We start from the raw sequence: 17,522 nt of genomic DNA, 5'->3' as shown, positions 1-17,522 counted from the left end.
TTCACGCACATTCCTTATGAAAATTTCCGTCACGTTGCCCTGGTTACAGACAGTATACGGAGCATGAAAAAAGGATCGGTAAGCCAGAAGGACACAGAACCGTCTCTCATTGACCTGATGGATTGACTCTCTTCACATTTCGCACAAAAAAATAGTGTGACCGGGCTCTCAAATAACCGATAAAAACTCAGAATATTCGTAATAAATAATCAAATAGCAATTATAAACAGCAAGTTATAAACTCGCCGGGAATTTAAGGGTTTATTTGCGCCTGAACAAACGAAAAGGGAATAAAAATAGTTCAAGCTTGATTCGCCTGCTGCCATCCGAACGCGATGGCTGGTGAAGAGGATTACGTGGGCAGACGCAGCAACTCAATCACCGTGGCCAGCGCCACGGAATGGTTTCTGCGGTTGGGGTAATAGAGGTAAAAACCGGGAAACGGCGCGCAATAACCTCTACGCCGCCTCAGCGGGCGGCCACTTGCGTTATTGCCCGCAGGCGAACAACAATCTCGCCGCGTTTCAAACCCGCCTTGCGCAGCTCTTCCCATTTTTACCTGTGACAGCCGATTGCCCGCTGGGCTAGTATAAGCGTCTGTGCAAACCTCAGGTTTGAGCGCGCCGTTTGGCGTTTTGATGATTTGATTTGCGCCGCCCGCCAAGCGCTGAGTGGGCGACGCCTGCTGAAACAATGTGATAGCGAATGACGACAATGAAAATCACAGTTCCCTTTACATTCAATGGATTGGAAAAATAATCGCATGAATAGCACCGATAAACTCGATTCGCACACGCCGATGATGCAGCAGTACCTGCGCCTCAAGGCCCAGCATCCTGAAATCCTGCTGTTCTACCGCATGGGCGACTTCTACGAGCTGTTTTACGACGACGCCAAGCGCGCTTCCCAACTGCTGGATATCTCGCTGACCAAACGCGGCGCCTCGGCGGGCGAGCCGATCCCGATGGCCGGCGTGCCGCACCACGCGGTGGAGAACTACCTGGCCAAGCTGGTGCAGCTCGGCGAGTCCGTCGCCATCTGTGAGCAGATCGGCGATCCGGCCACCAGTAAAGGGCCGGTCGAGCGCAAAGTGGTGCGCATCGTCACCCCCGGCACCATCACCGACGAAGCGCTGCTGCAAGAGCGCCAGGACAACCTGCTGGCGGCGATCTGGCAGGATGCGCGCGGCTTCGGTTACGCCACGCTGGACGTGAGCTCCGGCCGCTTCCGCGTCGCCGAGCCGCAGGATCTGGAAACCATGGCCGCCGAGCTGCAGCGCACCAATCCGGCCGAGCTGCTCTACCCGGAAACCTTCGAACAAATGGCGCTGATCGAACAGCGCCACGGCCTGCGCCGCCGTCCGCTGTGGGAATTCGAACTGGAGACCGCACGCCAACAACTCAACCTGCAGTTCGGCACCCGCGATTTGACCGGCTTCGGCGTCGAACAGGCGCATCAGGCGCTGCGCGCCGCCGGCTGTCTGTTGCAGTACGTGAAAGATACCCAGCGCACTTCGCTGCCGCACATTCGCGGCATCACCATGGAACGTCAGCAGGACGGCATCATCATGGACGCCGCCACCCGCCGCAACCTGGAGCTGACGCAGAGCCTGTCCGGCGGCAGCGACAACACGCTGGCGGCGATCCTCGATCGCACAGTCACGCCGATGGGCAGCCGCATGCTGAAACGCTGGCTGCACATGCCGACCCGAGACATCAAGGTGCTGACCGCCCGCCAACAGGCGATCGGCGCATTGCAGGAACGGTTCGCCGACCTGCAGCCTTCGCTGCGCCAGGTGGGCGATCAGGAGCGAATTTTGGCGCGCCTGGCGCTGCGCACCGCGCGTCCGCGCGATCTGGCCCGCATGCGTCATGCTTTCCAGCAACTGCCGGACATCCGCGCGCTGCTGCAAGATGTGGATACGCCGCATGTGCAGCAACTGCTATCTCAGGTGGGCCAGTTCGACGAGCTGCGCGAACTGCTGGAACGCGCGATCATTGAATCGCCGCCGGTGCTGGTGCGCGACGGCGGCGTGATCGCCCCCGGTTACAACAGCGAGCTGGACGAGTGGCGCGCCCTGGCCGACGGCGCCAGCGACTACCTCGATCGGCTGGAGATCCGCGAGCGTGAAAAGCTGGGGCTGGATACGCTCAAGGTCGGCTTCAACGGCGTACACGGCTACTACATTCAGGTGAGCCGCGGCCAGAGCCATCTGGTGCCGATCCACTATGTACGTCGCCAGACGCTGAAAAACGCCGAGCGTTACATCATCCCGGAATTGAAAGAGTACGAAGACAAGGTACTCACCTCCAAGGGCAAAGCGCTGGCAATTGAGAAAAACCTGTACGACGAGCTGTTCGATCTGCTGCTGCCACACCTGGCGGAACTGCAGCAAAGCGCCGCCGCGCTGGCCGAGCTGGACGTGCTGGCCAACCTGGCCGAGCGCGCCGACACCCTGAACTACGCCTGCCCGGTCATGAGCGAGCAGCCGGGGATCCGCATCACCGAAGGCCGCCACCCGGTGGTGGAGCAGGTGCTGAGCGAACCGTTTATCTCCAACCCGCTCTCCCTGTCGCCACAGCGCCGCATGCTGATCATCACCGGCCCGAACATGGGCGGTAAAAGCACCTATATGCGGCAAACGGCGCTGATTGTGCTGATGGCGCACATCGGCAGCTACGTTCCGGCAGCCAAAGCCACCATCGGCCCAGTGGATCGCATCTTCACCCGCGTCGGCGCGGCGGACGATCTGGCTTCCGGCCGTTCCACCTTCATGGTGGAGATGACCGAAACCGCCAACATCCTGCACAACGCCACCGAGCACAGCCTGGTGTTGATGGATGAAATCGGCCGTGGCACCTCCACCTACGACGGCCTGTCGCTGGCCTGGGCCTGCGCCGAGAACCTGGCTAACCGCATCAAGGCAATGACGCTGTTCGCCACCCACTACTTCGAGCTGACAACCCTGCCGGAAAAAATGGAAGGCGTGGTCAACGTGCATCTGGACGCGCTTGAGCACGGCGACACCATCGCTTTTATGCACAGCGTGCAGGACGGTGCCGCCAGCAAAAGCTATGGCCTGGCGGTCGCCGCGCTGGCCGGCGTGCCGCGCGACGTCATCAAGCGCGCCCGCCAGAAACTGCGCGAGCTGGAATCCATCTCCAGCCACACCGCGTCGGGCAGCGTCGATGCCACCCAGATGACGCTGTTGCAGGAAGAGACTTCGCCGGCGGTAGAAGCCCTGGAGGCGCTGGATCCGGATTCCCTGTCGCCGCGCCAGGCGCTGGAATGGATCTACCGGCTGAAAAATATGGTGTAGTCAGACGTCACACGCGGGCATAAAAAAACGGTGAGCATCATGCTCACCGTTTTTATTTGATGCGGTTCAACAACCGGCGTTATTCGCGGAACAGCGCCTCAATGCTCAGGCCCTGCATCTGCAGAATCTCACGCAGGCGGCGCAAACCTTCAACCTGAATCTGACGGACGCGTTCACGCGTCAGGCCAATCTCCCGGCCCACGTCTTCCAGCGTCGCCGCTTCATAGCCCAGCAGGCCGAAACGACGCGCCAACACTTCACGCTGTTTGGCGTTCAGTTCGAACAGCCATTTGACGATGCTTTGCTTCATATCGTCGTCTTGCGTGGTGTCTTCAGGCCCGTTGTCCTTCTCGTCGGCCAGAATGTCCAGCAGCGCTTTCTCCGAATCCCCGCCCAGCGGCGTATCCACCGAGGTGATGCGCTCATTCAGGCGCAGCATGCGGCTGACGTCATCCACCGGCTTGTCGAGTTGCTCGGCAATCTCTTCAGCGCTCGGTTCATGATCCAGTTTATGGGAAAGCTCGCGCGCGGTGCGCAGATAAACATTCAGTTCTTTGACGATATGGATAGGCAAACGAATGGTGCGGGTTTGGTTCATGATCGCCCGTTCAATCGTCTGACGGATCCACCAGGTTGCGTAAGTGGAGAAACGGAAACCGCGTTCCGGGTCGAATTTTTCCACCGCGCGGATCAGACCGAGGTTACCCTCTTCGATCAGATCCAGCAGCGCCAGACCGCGGTTGCTGTAGCGGCGGGCGATTTTCACCACCAGCCGCAGGTTGCTTTCAATCATGCGACGGCGGGACGGCACGTCACCGCGCAGAGCACGCCGCGCAAAATAGACCTCTTCCTCTGCGGTCAGCAGAGGTGAATAACCGATCTCACCCAGATAGAGCTGCGTCGCATCCAATACGCGTTGCGTAACGCCTTGAGACAACAGCTCTTCTTCCGCTAAATCGTTCTCGCTGGCCTCTTCTTCTACCAGCGCTTTTTCATCAAACGACTCGGCCTCAGCTCCATTCTCGTCGAAATCCGCATCATCATGTAACTCGTTAACTTTCAGCGTATTTTGGCTCATATGCTGCTCCTACCCGTGATACCGCGAGCAGAATCTCAGCGTATTCTGCCCAATCTATCGCTGCGGAAGATAACGCAGCGGGTTTACGGATTTCCCCTTGTAACGAATTTCAAAATGCAAACGTACTGAACTGGTACCGGTGCTACCCATGGTGGCTATTTTTTGACCCGCCTTCACTTCTTGTTGTTCCCGGACCAGCATTGTGTCGTTATGAGCGTAGGCGCTCAGGTAATCATCATTATGTTTGATGATGATTAGATTACCGTAACCCCGTAAAGCGTTGCCGGCATACACTACGCGACCATCGGCGGTAGCGAAGATAGGCTGCCCACGGGAACCGGCGATATCGACGCCCTTATTCCCACCTTCTGATGAGGAAAAGTTATCAATAATCTTGCCGTCAGTCGGCCATCTCCAGGTACTGACAGGAGCGCTATTGCTGACGGTGCTGCTCACTGGTGGAGCGGCTTCCGGTGCGGTAACAGGCGCAGTCGCGGTCCCAACCGCTGCGGCGCCCGCTGCAGGTAACATCTTACCTACATTCTGTTTACCCGAGTTTTCAGAATACGCGTTAGTTGATTGAGAATCAACCGTTGCCGTCTGGATCTGGGCGCTGGAAGGTGGCTTCGGAACACCGCCTTTGGTCGCGTCAGTCGTCGCCAGCATACCGCCGCCGCCATTGGCAGAACCATTACCAAGTTGAATGGTTTGGCCAACATTCAGGCTGTAAGGCTCGGGAATATTGTTGCGCTGCGCCAGGTCGCGGAAATCGTTGCCGGTGATCCAGGCGATGTAGAACAGCGTGTCACCGCGCTTGACCGTATAGGTGTCGCCGCCGCTGTAGCTCCCTTTAGGGATAGCGTTATAACTGCGGTTATAGACAATGCGGCCCTCAGGGCCGGTCTGCTGTGCCCCGCCATTATTATTGCCGGTTGGAACGGCGCCACCGCCCACGCTGCTGATAGGGGCTGACGTCGAGGCCGTGTTTGTACAACCCGCCAACCACAAACTTACCATCGTACACACCGCAACCCGGCGTAACGTAATCATTGGGCTTCCCGTGCTCATGCTTCCCCCATGACAGCAATATCAGTGATATATCCAAAATACCCTTTACATCGTAGCCGAGCTTTTGCCACTTCCCAGTTTCTGCGATGTAAAGGCGCCGCCGGCCGATCCCTGAACGCCAGGTCATCTCCCGCCGGAGCATCAAAACGCGCGCCAATGCTAACCACATTGACGTTGCCGCACCATAAGACAACTACGTAGAAAGGCCAATTCTAGTGAAAATTAGCCTGATTGGAACGAGAAAACCTTATCCGCACGTGATGAAAGTGCAACAGATTTTGCGGGCGGTCTAAAAATCAGACAATCGCTAGGCCAATTCGCCTTTCACCAGCGGCACAAAACGCACCGCTTCCACCGCGTCGACCACGAAATCGTTGCCATGACGCTGAATGCGTTTGAGGGTTTGGGCCTGCTCGCCCACCGGCAACACCAAAATGCCGCCGTCGTCCAACTGCTCAACCAGCGCCTGTGGGATCTCAGGCGGCGCGGCAGTGACGATGATCGCATCGAACGGGCCGCGCGACGCCCAGCCCTGCCAGCCGTCGCCGTGGCGAGTGGAAACATTATGAAGATCGAGCTGCTTCAGGCGGCGCTTGGCCTGCCATTGCAGCCCCTTGATGCGCTCGACGGAACAAACGTGTTGCACCAGATGCGCCAGGATAGCGGTTTGATAACCGGAACCGGTGCCGATCTCCAGCACCCGTGAAGTGGGCTTCAGATTCAGCAGCTCGGTCATCCGCGCCACCATATAGGGCTGAGAAATGGTCTGGCCGGAACCGATCGGTAATGCAGTGTTTTCGTAGGCTTTGTGATCCAGCGCTTCGTCGACAAAACGCTCGCGCGGCACCGCTTCGATCGCTCGCAGCAGCTTTTCGTCCCGGATCCCTTGCTGACGCAGCTGCGCCAGCAATGTTTGCATACGCTTGTTCACCATTCCCCGCTAACCTCTGCCTTGGTTAACCATGTTTTCACGACTTCCTGCGCCGCGTAGGCGGTCAAATCCACCTGCAGCGGCGTGATCGCCACATAGCCTTGTTCCACCGCCGCAAAGTCGGTATCCGGCCCGGCATCAAATTTATCACCAGGCGGCCCGATCCAGTAGAGATTTTGTCCGCGCGGATCCTGCTGGCAGAAGACCTTATCGGCAGGATGACGGCTACCGCAGCGGGTGACGCGCAGGCCTTTAATCTCCGCCAGCGGCAGATCCGGCACGTTGATATTCAGGATTTTTCCGGTACGCAACGGCTCGCGCTGCAGCGCGCGCAGGATGCGGCAGGTAATGACGGCGGCGGTCGCATAATGCTGATGGCCGTTCAGCGACACCGCCAGCGCGGGCAGCCCCAGGTGCCGGCCCTCCATCGCCGCCGCGACGGTGCCGGAATAGATGACGTCGTCGCCCAAATTCGGCCCGGCGTTGATGCCGGAGACCACGATGTCCGGCGCCGGGCGCATCAGCGCGTTGACGCCAAGATAGACACAGTCGGTCGGCGTCCCCTGCAGCACCGCGATATCGCCGTTGGCCAGCGTCTGCGTACGCAGCGGCGACTCCAGCGTCAGGGCATTGGAAGAACCGCTGCGGTTACGATCCGGCGCCACCACTTGCACCTCGGCAAACTCCCGCAGCGCCGCCGCCAACGCCTGAATACCCGGTGCGCTGACGCCGTCATCGTTACTCAGCAATATCCGCATCACTGTTATCCTGCTGCATGATTTCGCGAACCACGCTGGTAGCAAAGCTGCCTGCCGGCAGCCAGAAGCGCAGTTCCACAGTAACGTCATCCCACCAGTTCCACTGCAAATTTTGCGGCTGCAACAGCAGGGCCCGGCGAGCGGGTTCGACACGCTCGCGCTTTAAAAGCGTAAGCAATTCCGGTTGTTCCGCCAAGCATTGTTGTTCAAAAGCCAAGGCTTGGCCGGCGGTGCCTGGCTCACCGTCGCCCGGCAAGGAAGCCGTGATCGCCAGCTCGTCGGCATCCAGCCGCTGTTGCAACGTCTCCAGCTCATCGGCTTTGGCGACGAACCAGCTGCCGCGGCCGCTCAACTGCAGGGCATCCCCCTCCAGCACGGTGCGCTGCAGGCCGTCGGCCAGGCGCCGGCCGGTTATCAGATTGAACAGCGCACTGCGGCTGGCGGAAAGGTAGAAGCTGCGCTTGCTGCGCTCTTTAACGCGGATTTCGTCGTTCGCCCAGCGGCGCGCCATCACCAGATTGTTGCCGCCGCGGCCGAAGCGTTGGCTGCCGAAATAGTTTGGCACGCCCTGCGCAGCGATAGCCTGCAGGCGGCGCTCAACGTCCTGACGATCGGAAATCTGGCGCAGCACCAGCGTAAAGTGGTTGCCCTTCAGATTGCCGATGCGCATTTTGCGCAGGTGGCGGGCGAACGAGAGCACCTCGCAGCCTTCCAGCGCAAACTGTGAGAAATCCGGCGTGTCTTTGCCCGGCATATGCAGGCAGAACCACTGTTCGGTCACCGCGTGGCGATCCTTCAAGCCCGCATAGCTGACGGAACGGGCGTGAATACCGGCGAAGCGCGCCAGATAGTCGGCCACGAACTGGGTATTGCAGCCGTTTTTACGGATGTTCACCAGCACATGCTCGCCTTCGCCGTCCGGCGCAAAGCCCAGGTCTTCCACCACCACGAAGTCTTCCGGATTGGCTTTCAACACCCCGGTGCTCTGCGGCCGGCCATGCAGCCAGGTCAGATTCGCCATATCCATGCGGTTATTCCTTGATCAGCAAGGCGACCGCTTCGCAGGCGATGCCCTCGCCGCGCCCGGTGAAGCCGAGCTGCTCGGTGGTCGTGGCCTTCACGTTGACGTCATCCATATGGCACTGCAGATCTTCCGCCAGGAAGACGCGCATCTGCGGGATGTGCGGCGCCATTTTCGGCGCCTGGGCAATAATCGTGATATCGAGGTTGCCGAGGCGGTACCCTTTGGCGCGGATGCGCTTCCAGGCTTCGCGCAGCAGCTCGCGGCTGTCCGCGCCCTTGAAGGCCGGATCGGTATCGGGGAACAGCTTGCCGATATCGCCCAGCGCCGCCGCGCCCAGCAAGGCGTCGGTCGCGGCGTGCAGCGCAACGTCGCCGTCGGAGTGGGCCAGCAAGCCTTTGTCGTAAGGGATGCGAACACCGCCGATCACCAACGGGCCTTCGCCGCCGAATTTATGTACGTCAAAACCGTGACCGATACGCATGGTGCGCTCCTTAATTGTCCAACTGAGTCAAATAGAACGCCGCCAGCGCCAAATCCTCCGGCCGCGTTACTTTAATGTTATCCGCCCGGCCGGCGATCAGCAGCGGATGATAACCGCAATGCTCCAGCGCCGAGGCTTCGTCGGTGACGTTCGCGCCTTCATCCAGCGCGCGCTGCAGGCACTGCTTGAGCAGCGGCAGCGGAAACAGCTGCGGCGTCAGCGCGTGCCACAGATCCTGCCGTTCAACGGTGTGGGCGATGGTGTCGCGGCCAGGTTCGGCGCGCTTCATGGTGTCGCGCACCGGTGCGGCGAGAATGCCGCCCACCTTGCTGTGTGCGGTGATCGCCAGCAGGCGCTCGAGATCGTCGGCGTGCAGACAGGGGCGCGCAGCGTCGTGTACCAGCACCCAGTCCGCATCACCCGCGAGCTTCAGCCCGGCCATCACCGAATCGGCGCGCTGTTTGCCGCCCTCGGTGACGGTCACCCGCGGATCCTGAGCGATGGGCAACCGTTCGAACTGACGATCTTCCGGGCCGATCGCCACGATCACCCGTTCAATGCGCGGGTGGCGCAACAGGGCATGGATAGCGTGTTCGACGATGCTGTGCCGGCCGATGGTTAAATATTGCTTCGGGCATTCCGCCTGCATGCGGCTGCCGATACCGGCAGCGGGCAGGACGGCAATCACCGAGGGAAAGGTGCCTGCGGAGTGATTCATGCGTTATTTTTGTGCGTTATTTTGCGAGGAAGACGCCGCGTTGCGTCTGGATTGGTCAGGAACCAGACGATAGAAAGTCTCACCGGGCTTGATCATGCCCAGCTCATTACGCGCTCGCTCTTCGATCGCTTCCTGACCGCCGTTCAAATCATCGATTTCGGCAAACAGCTGATCGTTACGCGCTTTCAACTTCGCGTTGTTGCCCTGTTGGACCGCAACGTCTTCATTGACCCGCACGTAATCGTGAATACCATTTTTGCCCAGCCACAGTGAATACTGTAACCAACCGAGCAATGCCAGCAATAGCAGCGTAAGTTTTCCCATCTCCGCCCCCTGAAAAACCGACCAATCATCCCACAACTTCTCGTTGGACTCCACACTGAGAGCGGCATTTCAACGCCAAATTCAGAATACGGATGAAGGATTCCCGTGTTTATCGCCTAATTCCACTGCGAAAGCGGCAAAAAAAGCCGCTTTAGTCCGGCGCGCGCGCCGCGTTTTCCGCTGACACGCACACTGTCCTTCCCCCATTATGCAGCAAGAATCACTGCACCACCGCTTCCTGACCCGTCGCTTACGCCACAGCAAAGCAAAAAGTGAATATTTAACACCATAGAGAGAAGAATCGTCATGCAGTGGTTGCACTTTCATTCATTGAAGCTTATTTTTATGCACTCATAGTGCATAAATAATTCCAATATATAACCATTCATTATCGGGGATCGCGATGTTAAAACGTTTAGTTCTGATCGGCGCCTGCCTGGCCGCCACCTTCTCCACCGCCGCGCTGGCGGCTGAACCTACCTACGTCGTCGGCTCCGGCGGCACCTATCGGCCGTTCGAGTTTGAAAACAGCCAAAAGCAGCTGGAAGGTTTCGACATCGACATTATCAAAGCGGTAGCCAAGGCCGAAGGTTTCCAGATAAAACTGATCAATACACCGTGGGAAGGGATCTTCGCCACGCTGAATTCCGGCGATCGCGATATCATCATCTCCGGCATCACCATCACCGATAAACGCAAACAAATGGTTGATTTTTCTGCGCCTTACTTCCCGGCTGAGCAGGCCATCGTGGTGCCGCAAGACTCGAAGGTAGACTCCATTGCCGCGTTGAAAGCGCTGAAGGTCGGCGTGGTCAACTCCAGCACCGGCGACATCGTGGTGTCCGACGTGCTGGGCAAAAACAGCACCGCCATCAAACGCTTCGACAATACCCCACTGATGCTGCAAGAGCTTTATGAAGACGGCATCGGCGCGGCGGTCGGCGACGTCGGCGTGGCCAAGTTCTATATCAAAACCCACCCTGAGAAAGCCTTCAAGCTGGTGCCCGACGCCAAGTTCGAACGTCAGTATTTCGGCATCGCCGTCGCCAAAGGCAACGATGAGCTGCGCAACAAAATCAACACCGGCCTGAAGAAAATCATCGCCGACGGCACCTACGCCAAGATCTACCAAGCCTGGTTCGACAGCAACGTACCGACGCTGCCGACGGAATAATGCCCTGCCGCCGGCGCCCGCAAGGCCGTCGGCGCGCCACCGTTTCAGCATACCAAGAAGGAATACCCCTTGAACTTCCGCTGGGAGATCATCCAGGAATACGCGCCGCTGTTTATGGAAGGCGCCTGGATGACCATCAAATGCACCATTATCTGCGTGCTGCTGGGCACCACCTGGGGATTGATCCTCGGTCTGGGGCGCTTGGCGCAGGCGCCGCACGGCATCTGGAAACCCATCCTGCATTACGGCGTTCAGTGGCCGGTGCGCATCTACATCAGCGCCTTTCGCGGCACCCCGCTGTTCGTGCAGATCATGGTGGTGCACTTTGCGCTGGTGCCGCTGTTCATCAACCCGCGCGACGGCCTGCTGGTCACCAGCGGCCTGATGAGCGTCGACTTCGCCCGCGCGCTGCGCGCCGACTACGGCGCCTTTCTCTCCTGCGTGGTGGCGATCACGCTCAACGCCGGCGCCTATGTGTCGGAGATCTTCCGCGCCGGGATCCAATCGATCGACCGCGGCCAGATGGAAGCCTCGCGCTCGTTGGGCATGAGCTACGGCAAGACCATGCGCCAGGTGATCCTGCCGCAGGCCTTCCGGCGCATGCTGCCGCCGCTGGGCAACAACGCCATCGCCATCGTCAAGGATTCGTCGCTGGCCTCCGCCATCGGCCTGGCGGATCTGGCCTATGCCGCCCGCACCGTCTCCGGCGCCTACGCCACCTATTGGGAGCCCTACCTGACCATTTCGCTGGTCTATTGGGTCATCACCTTCCTGCTCTCGCTGCTGGTGCAACACATGGAAAAGAGGTTCGGTAAAAGTGATTCGCGTACATAACCTGCAAAAACAGTTCGGTGAAAGCCACGTGCTGCGCGGCATTTCCTGCCGGATCGCCGCCAACGAAGTGGTGTGCGTCATCGGCCCCTCCGGCTCCGGTAAAAGCACCTTCCTGCGCTGCATCAACGCGCTGGAGACGCTCTCCGGCGGCGAGATCGAGGTCAACGGTTTCGCCGTCCACGATCAGAAAACCGACCTGAACAAGATGCGGGAAAGCGTGGGCATGGTGTTCCAACGCTTTAACCTGTTCCCGCACATGACGGTGTTGGAAAACATCATCATGGCGCCGGTAAGCGTGAAAAAACTGCCGCGCGCCGAAGCCATCGCGCAAGCGGAACAGCTGCTGCGCAAGGTCGGCCTGCTCGACAAAATCGACGCCTATCCCAACAGCCTGTCCGGCGGCCAGCAGCAGCGGGTGGCGATCGCCCGCGCGCTGGCGATGGAACCGAGGATCATGCTGTTCGACGAGCCGACCTCCGCGCTCGATCCGGAGCTGGTGGGCGAAGTGTTGGCGGTAATGAAATCACTGGCCCACGAGGGCATGACCATGGTGGTGGTGACGCATGAGATGGGCTTTGCCCGCGAGGTGGCCGACCGGGTGATGTTTATCGATCAGGGGATCATTCAGGAAGAAGGGGAACCGCAGCAGATCTTCAGTCACCCGTCCAATCCGCGCACTCAGGCATTTTTGAGCAAAGTTTTGTAACCTTCGGCACGGCTTTGCAATCCTGCGGGCGCCGGCATCGGCGCCCGCTCTCTCACCACCCGGTCAGGAAGCTGAACACCAGCCAGAACAGGCACAGCACAACAGCGCCGGTCAGCAACAGCGTCAAGATCAGACGGCCGCGCAGCAGCATGCTGAGGGTGATGCCGATCAGCACCGACAGCGGCATCAGCGCCAGGAAGAATGGCCAGGTATAAAGCAGGAAAAACAGCGTATTGGAACCGTAAACCAAAAACGGCAACGCGAACGCCAGCCAGTAGAAAACAAAGCCGCTGACGCCGCCCAGGAAAGAATAAGAAGGCTCCTCTCTCTCCTGTTTTGACTGCTTGGAGTCGATCAAGATAGGCGTGACATTTTGCATAGTGATCCCTGGTTATTCGGCTCGCTCTGCGGCGGCTTAGAGTAAAAAGCGCATGGCGAAAAACGCCACACGCTTTTTTTGAATTCAGGGTTTGATAATAGCCTGACCACGCAACACGTCTAACAATTGCGCAATCAAATTTGTTACCAATTGTTGGCCATCAAGATGGATTTCCGGCTGCTGCGGCGCCTCGTAAACCGCGTCGATACCGGTGAAATTGCGCAGCTCGCCGGCGCGCGCTTTCTTATACAATCCCTTCGGATCGCGCGCCTCGCAGATCGCCAACGGCGTATCGACAAACACCTCGATAAAGCGATCGTCGCCGAGCATCTCGCGCACCATCTGCCGTTCGGCGCGGTGCGGCGAAATGAACGCGGTCAGCACCACCAGCCCGGCGTCCACCATCAGCTTGGCCACTTCCCCCACCCGGCGAATGTTCTCGCGCCGATCCTCGTCGGAGAAGCCGAGATCGCGGCACAGGCCGTGGCGCACGTTATCGCCGTCCAGCAGGTAGGTGCTGACGCCGAGCCCATGCAGCGCCTGCTCCAGCGCGCCGGCGACGGTGGATTTGCCCGAGCCGGACAGCCCGGTAAACCACAGCACCGCGCCGCGATGGCCGTTGCGCGCTTCGCGATCCGCGCGCGTCACCGCGTGCGGATGCCAAACCACATTTTCGTCGTCCGGCCCGGTCGCCCTCAGTTCAACCGCCACCTTATCGGCCACCGAGCAGATCACGTGCGCCCCAGTGCGGGAAGTGCTTGCGCACCAGCGCATTCAGCTCCAGCTCGAAGGCGCTGAATTCGCCGCGCGCCGCCGATGCGGCCTGCAGCGTTTCACGCACCAGACCGGCGCCCACCGTCACGTTGCTCATGCGATCGATAAAGATCAGCCCGCCGGTGTCGTGGTTGCTCTGGTAGCTGTCCAGCACCAGCGGTTCGTCGAAGGTCAGTTCCACCAATCCGATGCCGTTGAGCGGCAACGTGTCGGCCGGATGCTGCTCCAGCGTATTGATCTCCACCTGATGGCGGATGCTCTCCACGCGTGCACGGGTCTTTTTACCGGCGATCTTGATGTCGTAGCTCTGGCCCGGCACCAGCGGCTGCTCAGCCATCCATACCACGTCCACCAGCGCGCTCTGCGCCGCCTGCAGGCTTTCGCCGGCGTCGACCAGCAGATCGCCCCGGCTGATGTCCACTTCATCCTTCAGCACCAGCGTAATCGCTTCGCCCGGCACCGCCTCTGGCAGATCGCCGTCGAAGGTCACGATGCGCGCCACGCTGGACTCCACGCCGGAAGGCAGCACTTTGATGCGTTGCCCCACCCGCACCACGCCGGCGGACAGCGTGCCGGCATAGCCGCGAAAATCGAGGTTCGGGCGGTTGACGTACTGCACCGGGAAGCGCAGCGGCTGGTTTTCTCGCTCGCTGACCACGTCAACGCTCTCCAGCACTTCCAGCAGCGTCGGGCCGCTGTACCACGGCATATGGGCGCTTTCGCTCGCCACGTTGTCGCCGTCCAGCGCCGACAGCGGCACGAACTTGATGTCCAGATCGCCTGGCAGCTGCTGGGCGAAGGTCAGGTAATCCTGTTTGAACTGCTCGAACACCGCTTCCTGATAGTCCACCAGATCCATTTTGTTTACCGCGACCACCAGATGGCGAATGCCCAGCAAGGTAGCGATAAAGCTGTGGCGGCGAGTCTGATCCAGCACCCCTTTACGCGCGTCGATCAGCAGGATCGCCAGATCGCAGGTAGAGGCACCGGTGGCCATGTTGCGGGTGTACTGCTCATGCCCCGGGGTATCGGCGATGATAAACTTGCGTTTTTCGGTCGAGAAGTAGCGATAGGCCACATCGATGGTGATGCCCTGCTCGCGCTCGGCCTGCAGTCCGTCCACCAGCAGCGCCAGATCGAGCTTCTCGCCCTGGGTGCCGATGCGTTTGCTGTCGCTGTGCAGCGTCGACAGCTGATCCTCGTAGATCTGGCGGGTATCGTGCAGCAGGCGGCCGATCAGGGTGCTTTTGCCGTCGTCGACGCTGCCACAGGTCAGAAAACGCAGCAGGCTCTTGTGCTGCTGCGCGTGCAGATAGGACTCGACGCCGCCCTGGTCAGCGATTTGTTGTGCAATTGCGTTGTTCATCCGGCGGCTCCTTAGAAATACCCTTGACGCTTTTTCAGCTCCATCGAGCCGGACTGATCGCGATCGATCATCCGCCCCTGGCGTTCACTGGTGGTGGAGACCAGCATTTCTTCGATGATCTCCGGCAGGGTTTGCGCCTGCGAGTCCACCGCGCCGGTCAGCGGCCAACACCCCAGGGTGCGGAAACGCACCATGCGCTGGCTGATCACTTCACCCGGCTGCAGATCGATGCGATCGTCGTCCACCATCATCAGCATGCCGTCGCGCTCCACCACCGGGCGCGGTTTCGCCAGATACAGCGGCACGATGTCGATGTTTTCCAGGAAGATGTACTGCCAGATATCCAGCTCGGTCCAGTTCGACAGCGGGAAGACGCGGATGCTCTCCCCTTTGTTGATCTGGCCGTTGTAGTTGTGCCACAGCTCCGGCCGCTGGTTTTTCGGATCCCAGCGGTGGAAGCGATCTCGGAACGAATAGATGCGCTCTTTGGCGCGCGATTTCTCCTCGTCGCGCCGCGCACCGCCGAAGGCGGCGTCGAAACCGTACTTGTTCAACGCCTGCTTCAGGCCCTCGGTTTTCATGATGTCGGTATGCTTGGCGCTGCCGTGTACGAACGGGTTGATGCCCATCGCCACCCCTTCCGGGTTTTTATGCACCAGCAGCTCGAAGCCGTACTCCTTCGCGGTGCGATCGCGGAATTCGTACATTTCGCGGAATTTCCAGCCGGTATCGACGTGCAGCAGCGGGAATGGCAGCGTGCCGGGGAAGAACGCCTTACGCGCCAGGTGCAGCATCACGGAAGAGTCTTTGCCGATGGAATACAGCATCACCGGATTGGCGAATTCAGCGGCGACTTCACGGATGATATGGATACTCTCCGCCTCCAATTGCCGCAAATGAGTGAGTCGTTTTTCGTCCATAACAGGTCCTTAAAAGCCTTGCCTATGCCAAATTCACGACGGCCGGGCGCGCGGCCCCTTCCGTCTGCGATTGATGCCCGAACCAGGCGATTTGGTGATGCAGTTCCACCACTTCGCCGATCACCAGCAGCGCCGGCAACGGCGCCCGTTGGGCCAGATATTCCAGTTGTTCCAGCGTGCCGACCTGCACCTGCTGATCGGCGCGCGTGCCGCGGCTGATCACCGCCACCGGCGTCGCGGCGTCGCGACCGTGGGCGATCAGCCGCTGGCTGATGTCCGCCGCCTTCATGGTGCCCATGTAGATAGCCAGCGTCTGCCGCGCCCGGGCCAGATCGGCCCAGTCCAGGCCATCGCCGTCGGGGCGGCAGTGGCCGGTGATAAAGGTCACACTCTGCGCGTGATCGCGATGCGTCAGCGGAATGCCGGCGTAGGCGGTCGCCCCCGCGGCGGCCGTGACGCCCGGCACCACCTGGAACGGAATGCCGGCGGCGGCGGCCACCTGCAGCTCTTCGCCGCCGCGGCCAAAGATGAACGGATCGCCGCCCTTGAGGCGCACCACCCGTTTGCCCTGCTGCGCCAGCTCCACCAGCAGCCGGTTGGTCTCTTCCTGGATCACCGAGTGCGCGCCGGCGCGCTTGCCCACGCAGATGCGCTCGGCGTCGCGACGCACCAGATCGAGGATCTCGCCGCTGACCAGATGGTCATACAGCACCACGTCCGCCTGCTGCATCACCTGCAGTCCGCGCAGGGTCAACAGCCCCACGTCGCCCGGCCCGGCGCCCACCAGGGCTATCTCGCCCTGTGCGCCCTCATCGCCTGCGGCGAAGCGGTGTAAATCCTGCTCCAGCTGCCGTTCCGCCTGCGCCGTCTGGCCGTTGGCCACCAGCGTGGCGAAACGGCCGCCGAAGGTTTTTTCCCAGAAACGGCGACGTTCGCCGATCGAAGCCAACCGCTGTTTGACCTGGCCGCGCCAGCGGCCCGCCACCTGCGCCATCTGCCCCAAACTGGCGGGCAGCAACGCCTCCAGCTTTTCGCGCAGCAACCGCGCCAGCACCGGCGCCTGGCCGCTGGACGATACGGCCACCACCAGCGGCGAACGATCGATGATCGACGGGAAGATGAACGAACAGCGCGGCTGATCGTCCACCACGTTGGCCAGCACCCGTCGTTTATCCGCCTCGGCGAACACCGCAGCGTTCAGCGCATTGTCGTCCGTGGCGGCGATCGCCAGAAACACGTCGTCCAACTGCTGCGGATCAAAGGTTTTCCCCAGCCAGAGCACCCGCCCTTGCTGACGTTGTTGTTCCAGTTCCGGTGAGAGCGACTGCGCAACTATCCGTATTTCAGCCCCGGCGCGCTGAAGCAGGAAGACTTTGCGCGCCGCCACGTCCCCACCGCCAACGACCAGCACCGGACGTTGTTTCAGGTCGGCGAATATTGGTAGATAGTCCACAACAGCCTTTTCATATAACAGAAAGATAGTGTGACTATACGGGCTGAGATTTAGCCTCTGAAATGACGAAAAGGAATGATTAGTTCCTTTATGGAATATAGGCCGCAGCGCAGGAGGCAAACCATGCTCATCGCGACGGCGATTTGCGCGTTCGCGCGAAAATTAAGAGACAGGGAAATTGTGTAATGCCGCCCGTCGTCTCATACTGGGCGCCG

At 60.1% G+C, this 17,522-nt stretch carries 17 protein-coding genes; 4 read left to right on the top strand and 13 right to left on the bottom strand.

Annotated features, from left to right (window positions below; translation table 11 throughout):
* Nucleotides 1-763 precede the first annotated feature (763 nt).
* Nucleotides 764-3,319 (top strand): DNA mismatch repair protein MutS, encoded by a 2,556-nt coding sequence (mutS, locus tag IMX17_RS16685; RefSeq protein ID WP_182265300.1) that lies wholly within the window; start codon nucleotides 764-766, stop codon nucleotides 3,317-3,319.
* Between the two features lie 79 nt (nucleotides 3,320-3,398).
* On the opposite strand, the gene rpoS is transcribed toward mutS, so the two are convergent.
* From rpoS to ftsB, 8 genes are all read right to left on the bottom strand, one after another.
* Nucleotides 3,399-4,397 (bottom strand): RNA polymerase sigma factor RpoS, encoded by a 999-nt coding sequence (gene rpoS, locus IMX17_RS16680; protein ID WP_019455119.1) that lies wholly within the window; start codon nucleotides 4,395-4,397, stop codon nucleotides 3,399-3,401.
* Nucleotides 4,398-4,451: 54 nt separating this feature from the next.
* Nucleotides 4,452-5,447, bottom strand: coding sequence for a murein hydrolase activator NlpD (nlpD, locus tag IMX17_RS16675; RefSeq protein ID WP_176445967.1), 996 nt, complete (start codon nucleotides 5,445-5,447; stop codon nucleotides 4,452-4,454).
* A 325-nt stretch (nucleotides 5,448-5,772) separates the two neighbouring features.
* On the bottom strand, nucleotides 5,773-6,399 hold the full coding sequence (locus IMX17_RS16670; RefSeq protein ID WP_182265299.1) for a protein-L-isoaspartate(D-aspartate) O-methyltransferase: 627 nt from the start codon (nucleotides 6,397-6,399) through the stop codon (nucleotides 5,773-5,775).
* On the bottom strand, nucleotides 6,393-7,154 hold the full coding sequence (gene surE / locus IMX17_RS16665) for a 5'/3'-nucleotidase SurE (RefSeq protein ID WP_019455116.1): 762 nt from the start codon (nucleotides 7,152-7,154) through the stop codon (nucleotides 6,393-6,395). Before surE ends, IMX17_RS16670 begins: the two co-directional genes overlap by 7 nt.
* Nucleotides 7,135-8,181: a tRNA pseudouridine(13) synthase TruD gene (gene truD, locus IMX17_RS16660; protein WP_193550000.1), complete on the bottom strand. Its 1,047-nt coding sequence runs from the start codon at nucleotides 8,179-8,181 to the stop codon at nucleotides 7,135-7,137. Before truD ends, surE begins: the two co-directional genes overlap by 20 nt.
* 4 nt (nucleotides 8,182-8,185) lie before the next feature.
* Nucleotides 8,186-8,659: a 2-C-methyl-D-erythritol 2,4-cyclodiphosphate synthase gene (gene ispF / locus IMX17_RS16655; protein ID WP_004932594.1), complete on the bottom strand. Its 474-nt coding sequence runs from the start codon at nucleotides 8,657-8,659 to the stop codon at nucleotides 8,186-8,188.
* A gap of 10 nt (nucleotides 8,660-8,669) precedes the next feature.
* Entirely contained in the window at nucleotides 8,670-9,377 is a 708-nt protein-coding gene (gene ispD / locus IMX17_RS16650) for a 2-C-methyl-D-erythritol 4-phosphate cytidylyltransferase (protein WP_004932598.1), read from the bottom strand.
* A 3-nt stretch (nucleotides 9,378-9,380) separates the two neighbouring features.
* Nucleotides 9,381-9,701 carry a cell division protein FtsB gene (gene ftsB, locus IMX17_RS16645; RefSeq protein WP_016929043.1) on the bottom strand — a complete coding sequence of 107 codons (321 nt, stop codon included), beginning with the start codon at nucleotides 9,699-9,701 and terminating at the stop codon, nucleotides 9,381-9,383.
* Nucleotides 9,702-10,104: 403 nt separating this feature from the next.
* On the opposite strand from ftsB, the gene IMX17_RS16640 reads away from it, so the two are divergent.
* The 3 genes from IMX17_RS16640 to IMX17_RS16630 all read left to right on the top strand — a co-directional run bounded on the left by IMX17_RS16640 (nucleotide 10,105) and on the right by IMX17_RS16630 (nucleotide 12,415).
* Entirely contained in the window at nucleotides 10,105-10,875 is a 771-nt protein-coding gene (locus IMX17_RS16640; RefSeq protein ID WP_193549999.1) for a basic amino acid ABC transporter substrate-binding protein, read from the top strand.
* Between the two features lie 114 nt (nucleotides 10,876-10,989).
* The gene (locus tag IMX17_RS16635) at nucleotides 10,990-11,709 is read left to right on the top strand and encodes an amino acid ABC transporter permease (RefSeq protein ID WP_042706788.1); all 720 of its coding nucleotides are present in this window, start codon (nucleotides 10,990-10,992) and stop codon (nucleotides 11,707-11,709) included.
* Complete coding sequence (locus IMX17_RS16630) at nucleotides 11,693-12,415, top strand: amino acid ABC transporter ATP-binding protein (protein ID WP_193549998.1); 723 nt, start codon at nucleotides 11,693-11,695, stop codon at nucleotides 12,413-12,415. The genes IMX17_RS16635 and IMX17_RS16630 overlap by 17 nt, the downstream gene beginning before the upstream one ends.
* 52 nt (nucleotides 12,416-12,467) lie before the next feature.
* Here the strand turns inward: IMX17_RS16630 and IMX17_RS16625 are convergent, their stop codons facing one another.
* The 5 genes from IMX17_RS16625 to cysG form a co-directional block, all read right to left on the bottom strand.
* Nucleotides 12,468-12,794 (bottom strand): DUF3561 family protein, encoded by a 327-nt coding sequence (locus IMX17_RS16625; protein ID WP_016929047.1) that lies wholly within the window; start codon nucleotides 12,792-12,794, stop codon nucleotides 12,468-12,470.
* An 84-nt stretch (nucleotides 12,795-12,878) separates the two neighbouring features.
* Nucleotides 12,879-13,568: an adenylyl-sulfate kinase gene (gene cysC, locus IMX17_RS16620; protein ID WP_193549997.1), complete on the bottom strand. Its 690-nt coding sequence runs from the start codon at nucleotides 13,566-13,568 to the stop codon at nucleotides 12,879-12,881.
* The gene (gene cysN, locus IMX17_RS16615; RefSeq protein WP_193549996.1) at nucleotides 13,507-14,934 is read right to left on the bottom strand and encodes a sulfate adenylyltransferase subunit CysN; all 1,428 of its coding nucleotides are present in this window, start codon (nucleotides 14,932-14,934) and stop codon (nucleotides 13,507-13,509) included. The genes cysC and cysN overlap by 62 nt, the downstream gene beginning before the upstream one ends.
* A gap of 11 nt (nucleotides 14,935-14,945) precedes the next feature.
* Nucleotides 14,946-15,854 (bottom strand): sulfate adenylyltransferase subunit CysD, encoded by a 909-nt coding sequence (cysD, locus tag IMX17_RS16610; protein WP_033641883.1) that lies wholly within the window; start codon nucleotides 15,852-15,854, stop codon nucleotides 14,946-14,948.
* A 22-nt stretch (nucleotides 15,855-15,876) separates the two neighbouring features.
* Complete coding sequence (gene cysG, locus IMX17_RS16605) at nucleotides 15,877-17,307, bottom strand: siroheme synthase CysG (RefSeq protein ID WP_193549995.1); 1,431 nt, start codon at nucleotides 17,305-17,307, stop codon at nucleotides 15,877-15,879.
* Nucleotides 17,308-17,522: the final 215 nt, after the last annotated feature.

The organism is Serratia sp. X3 (assembly GCF_014982455.1).
Classification (GTDB): Bacteria; Pseudomonadota; Gammaproteobacteria; order Enterobacterales; family Enterobacteriaceae; genus Serratia; species Serratia ureilytica.
The sequence above is the reverse complement of the archived record's forward strand: the minus strand, read 5'-3'. Positions and strand labels throughout refer to the sequence as shown.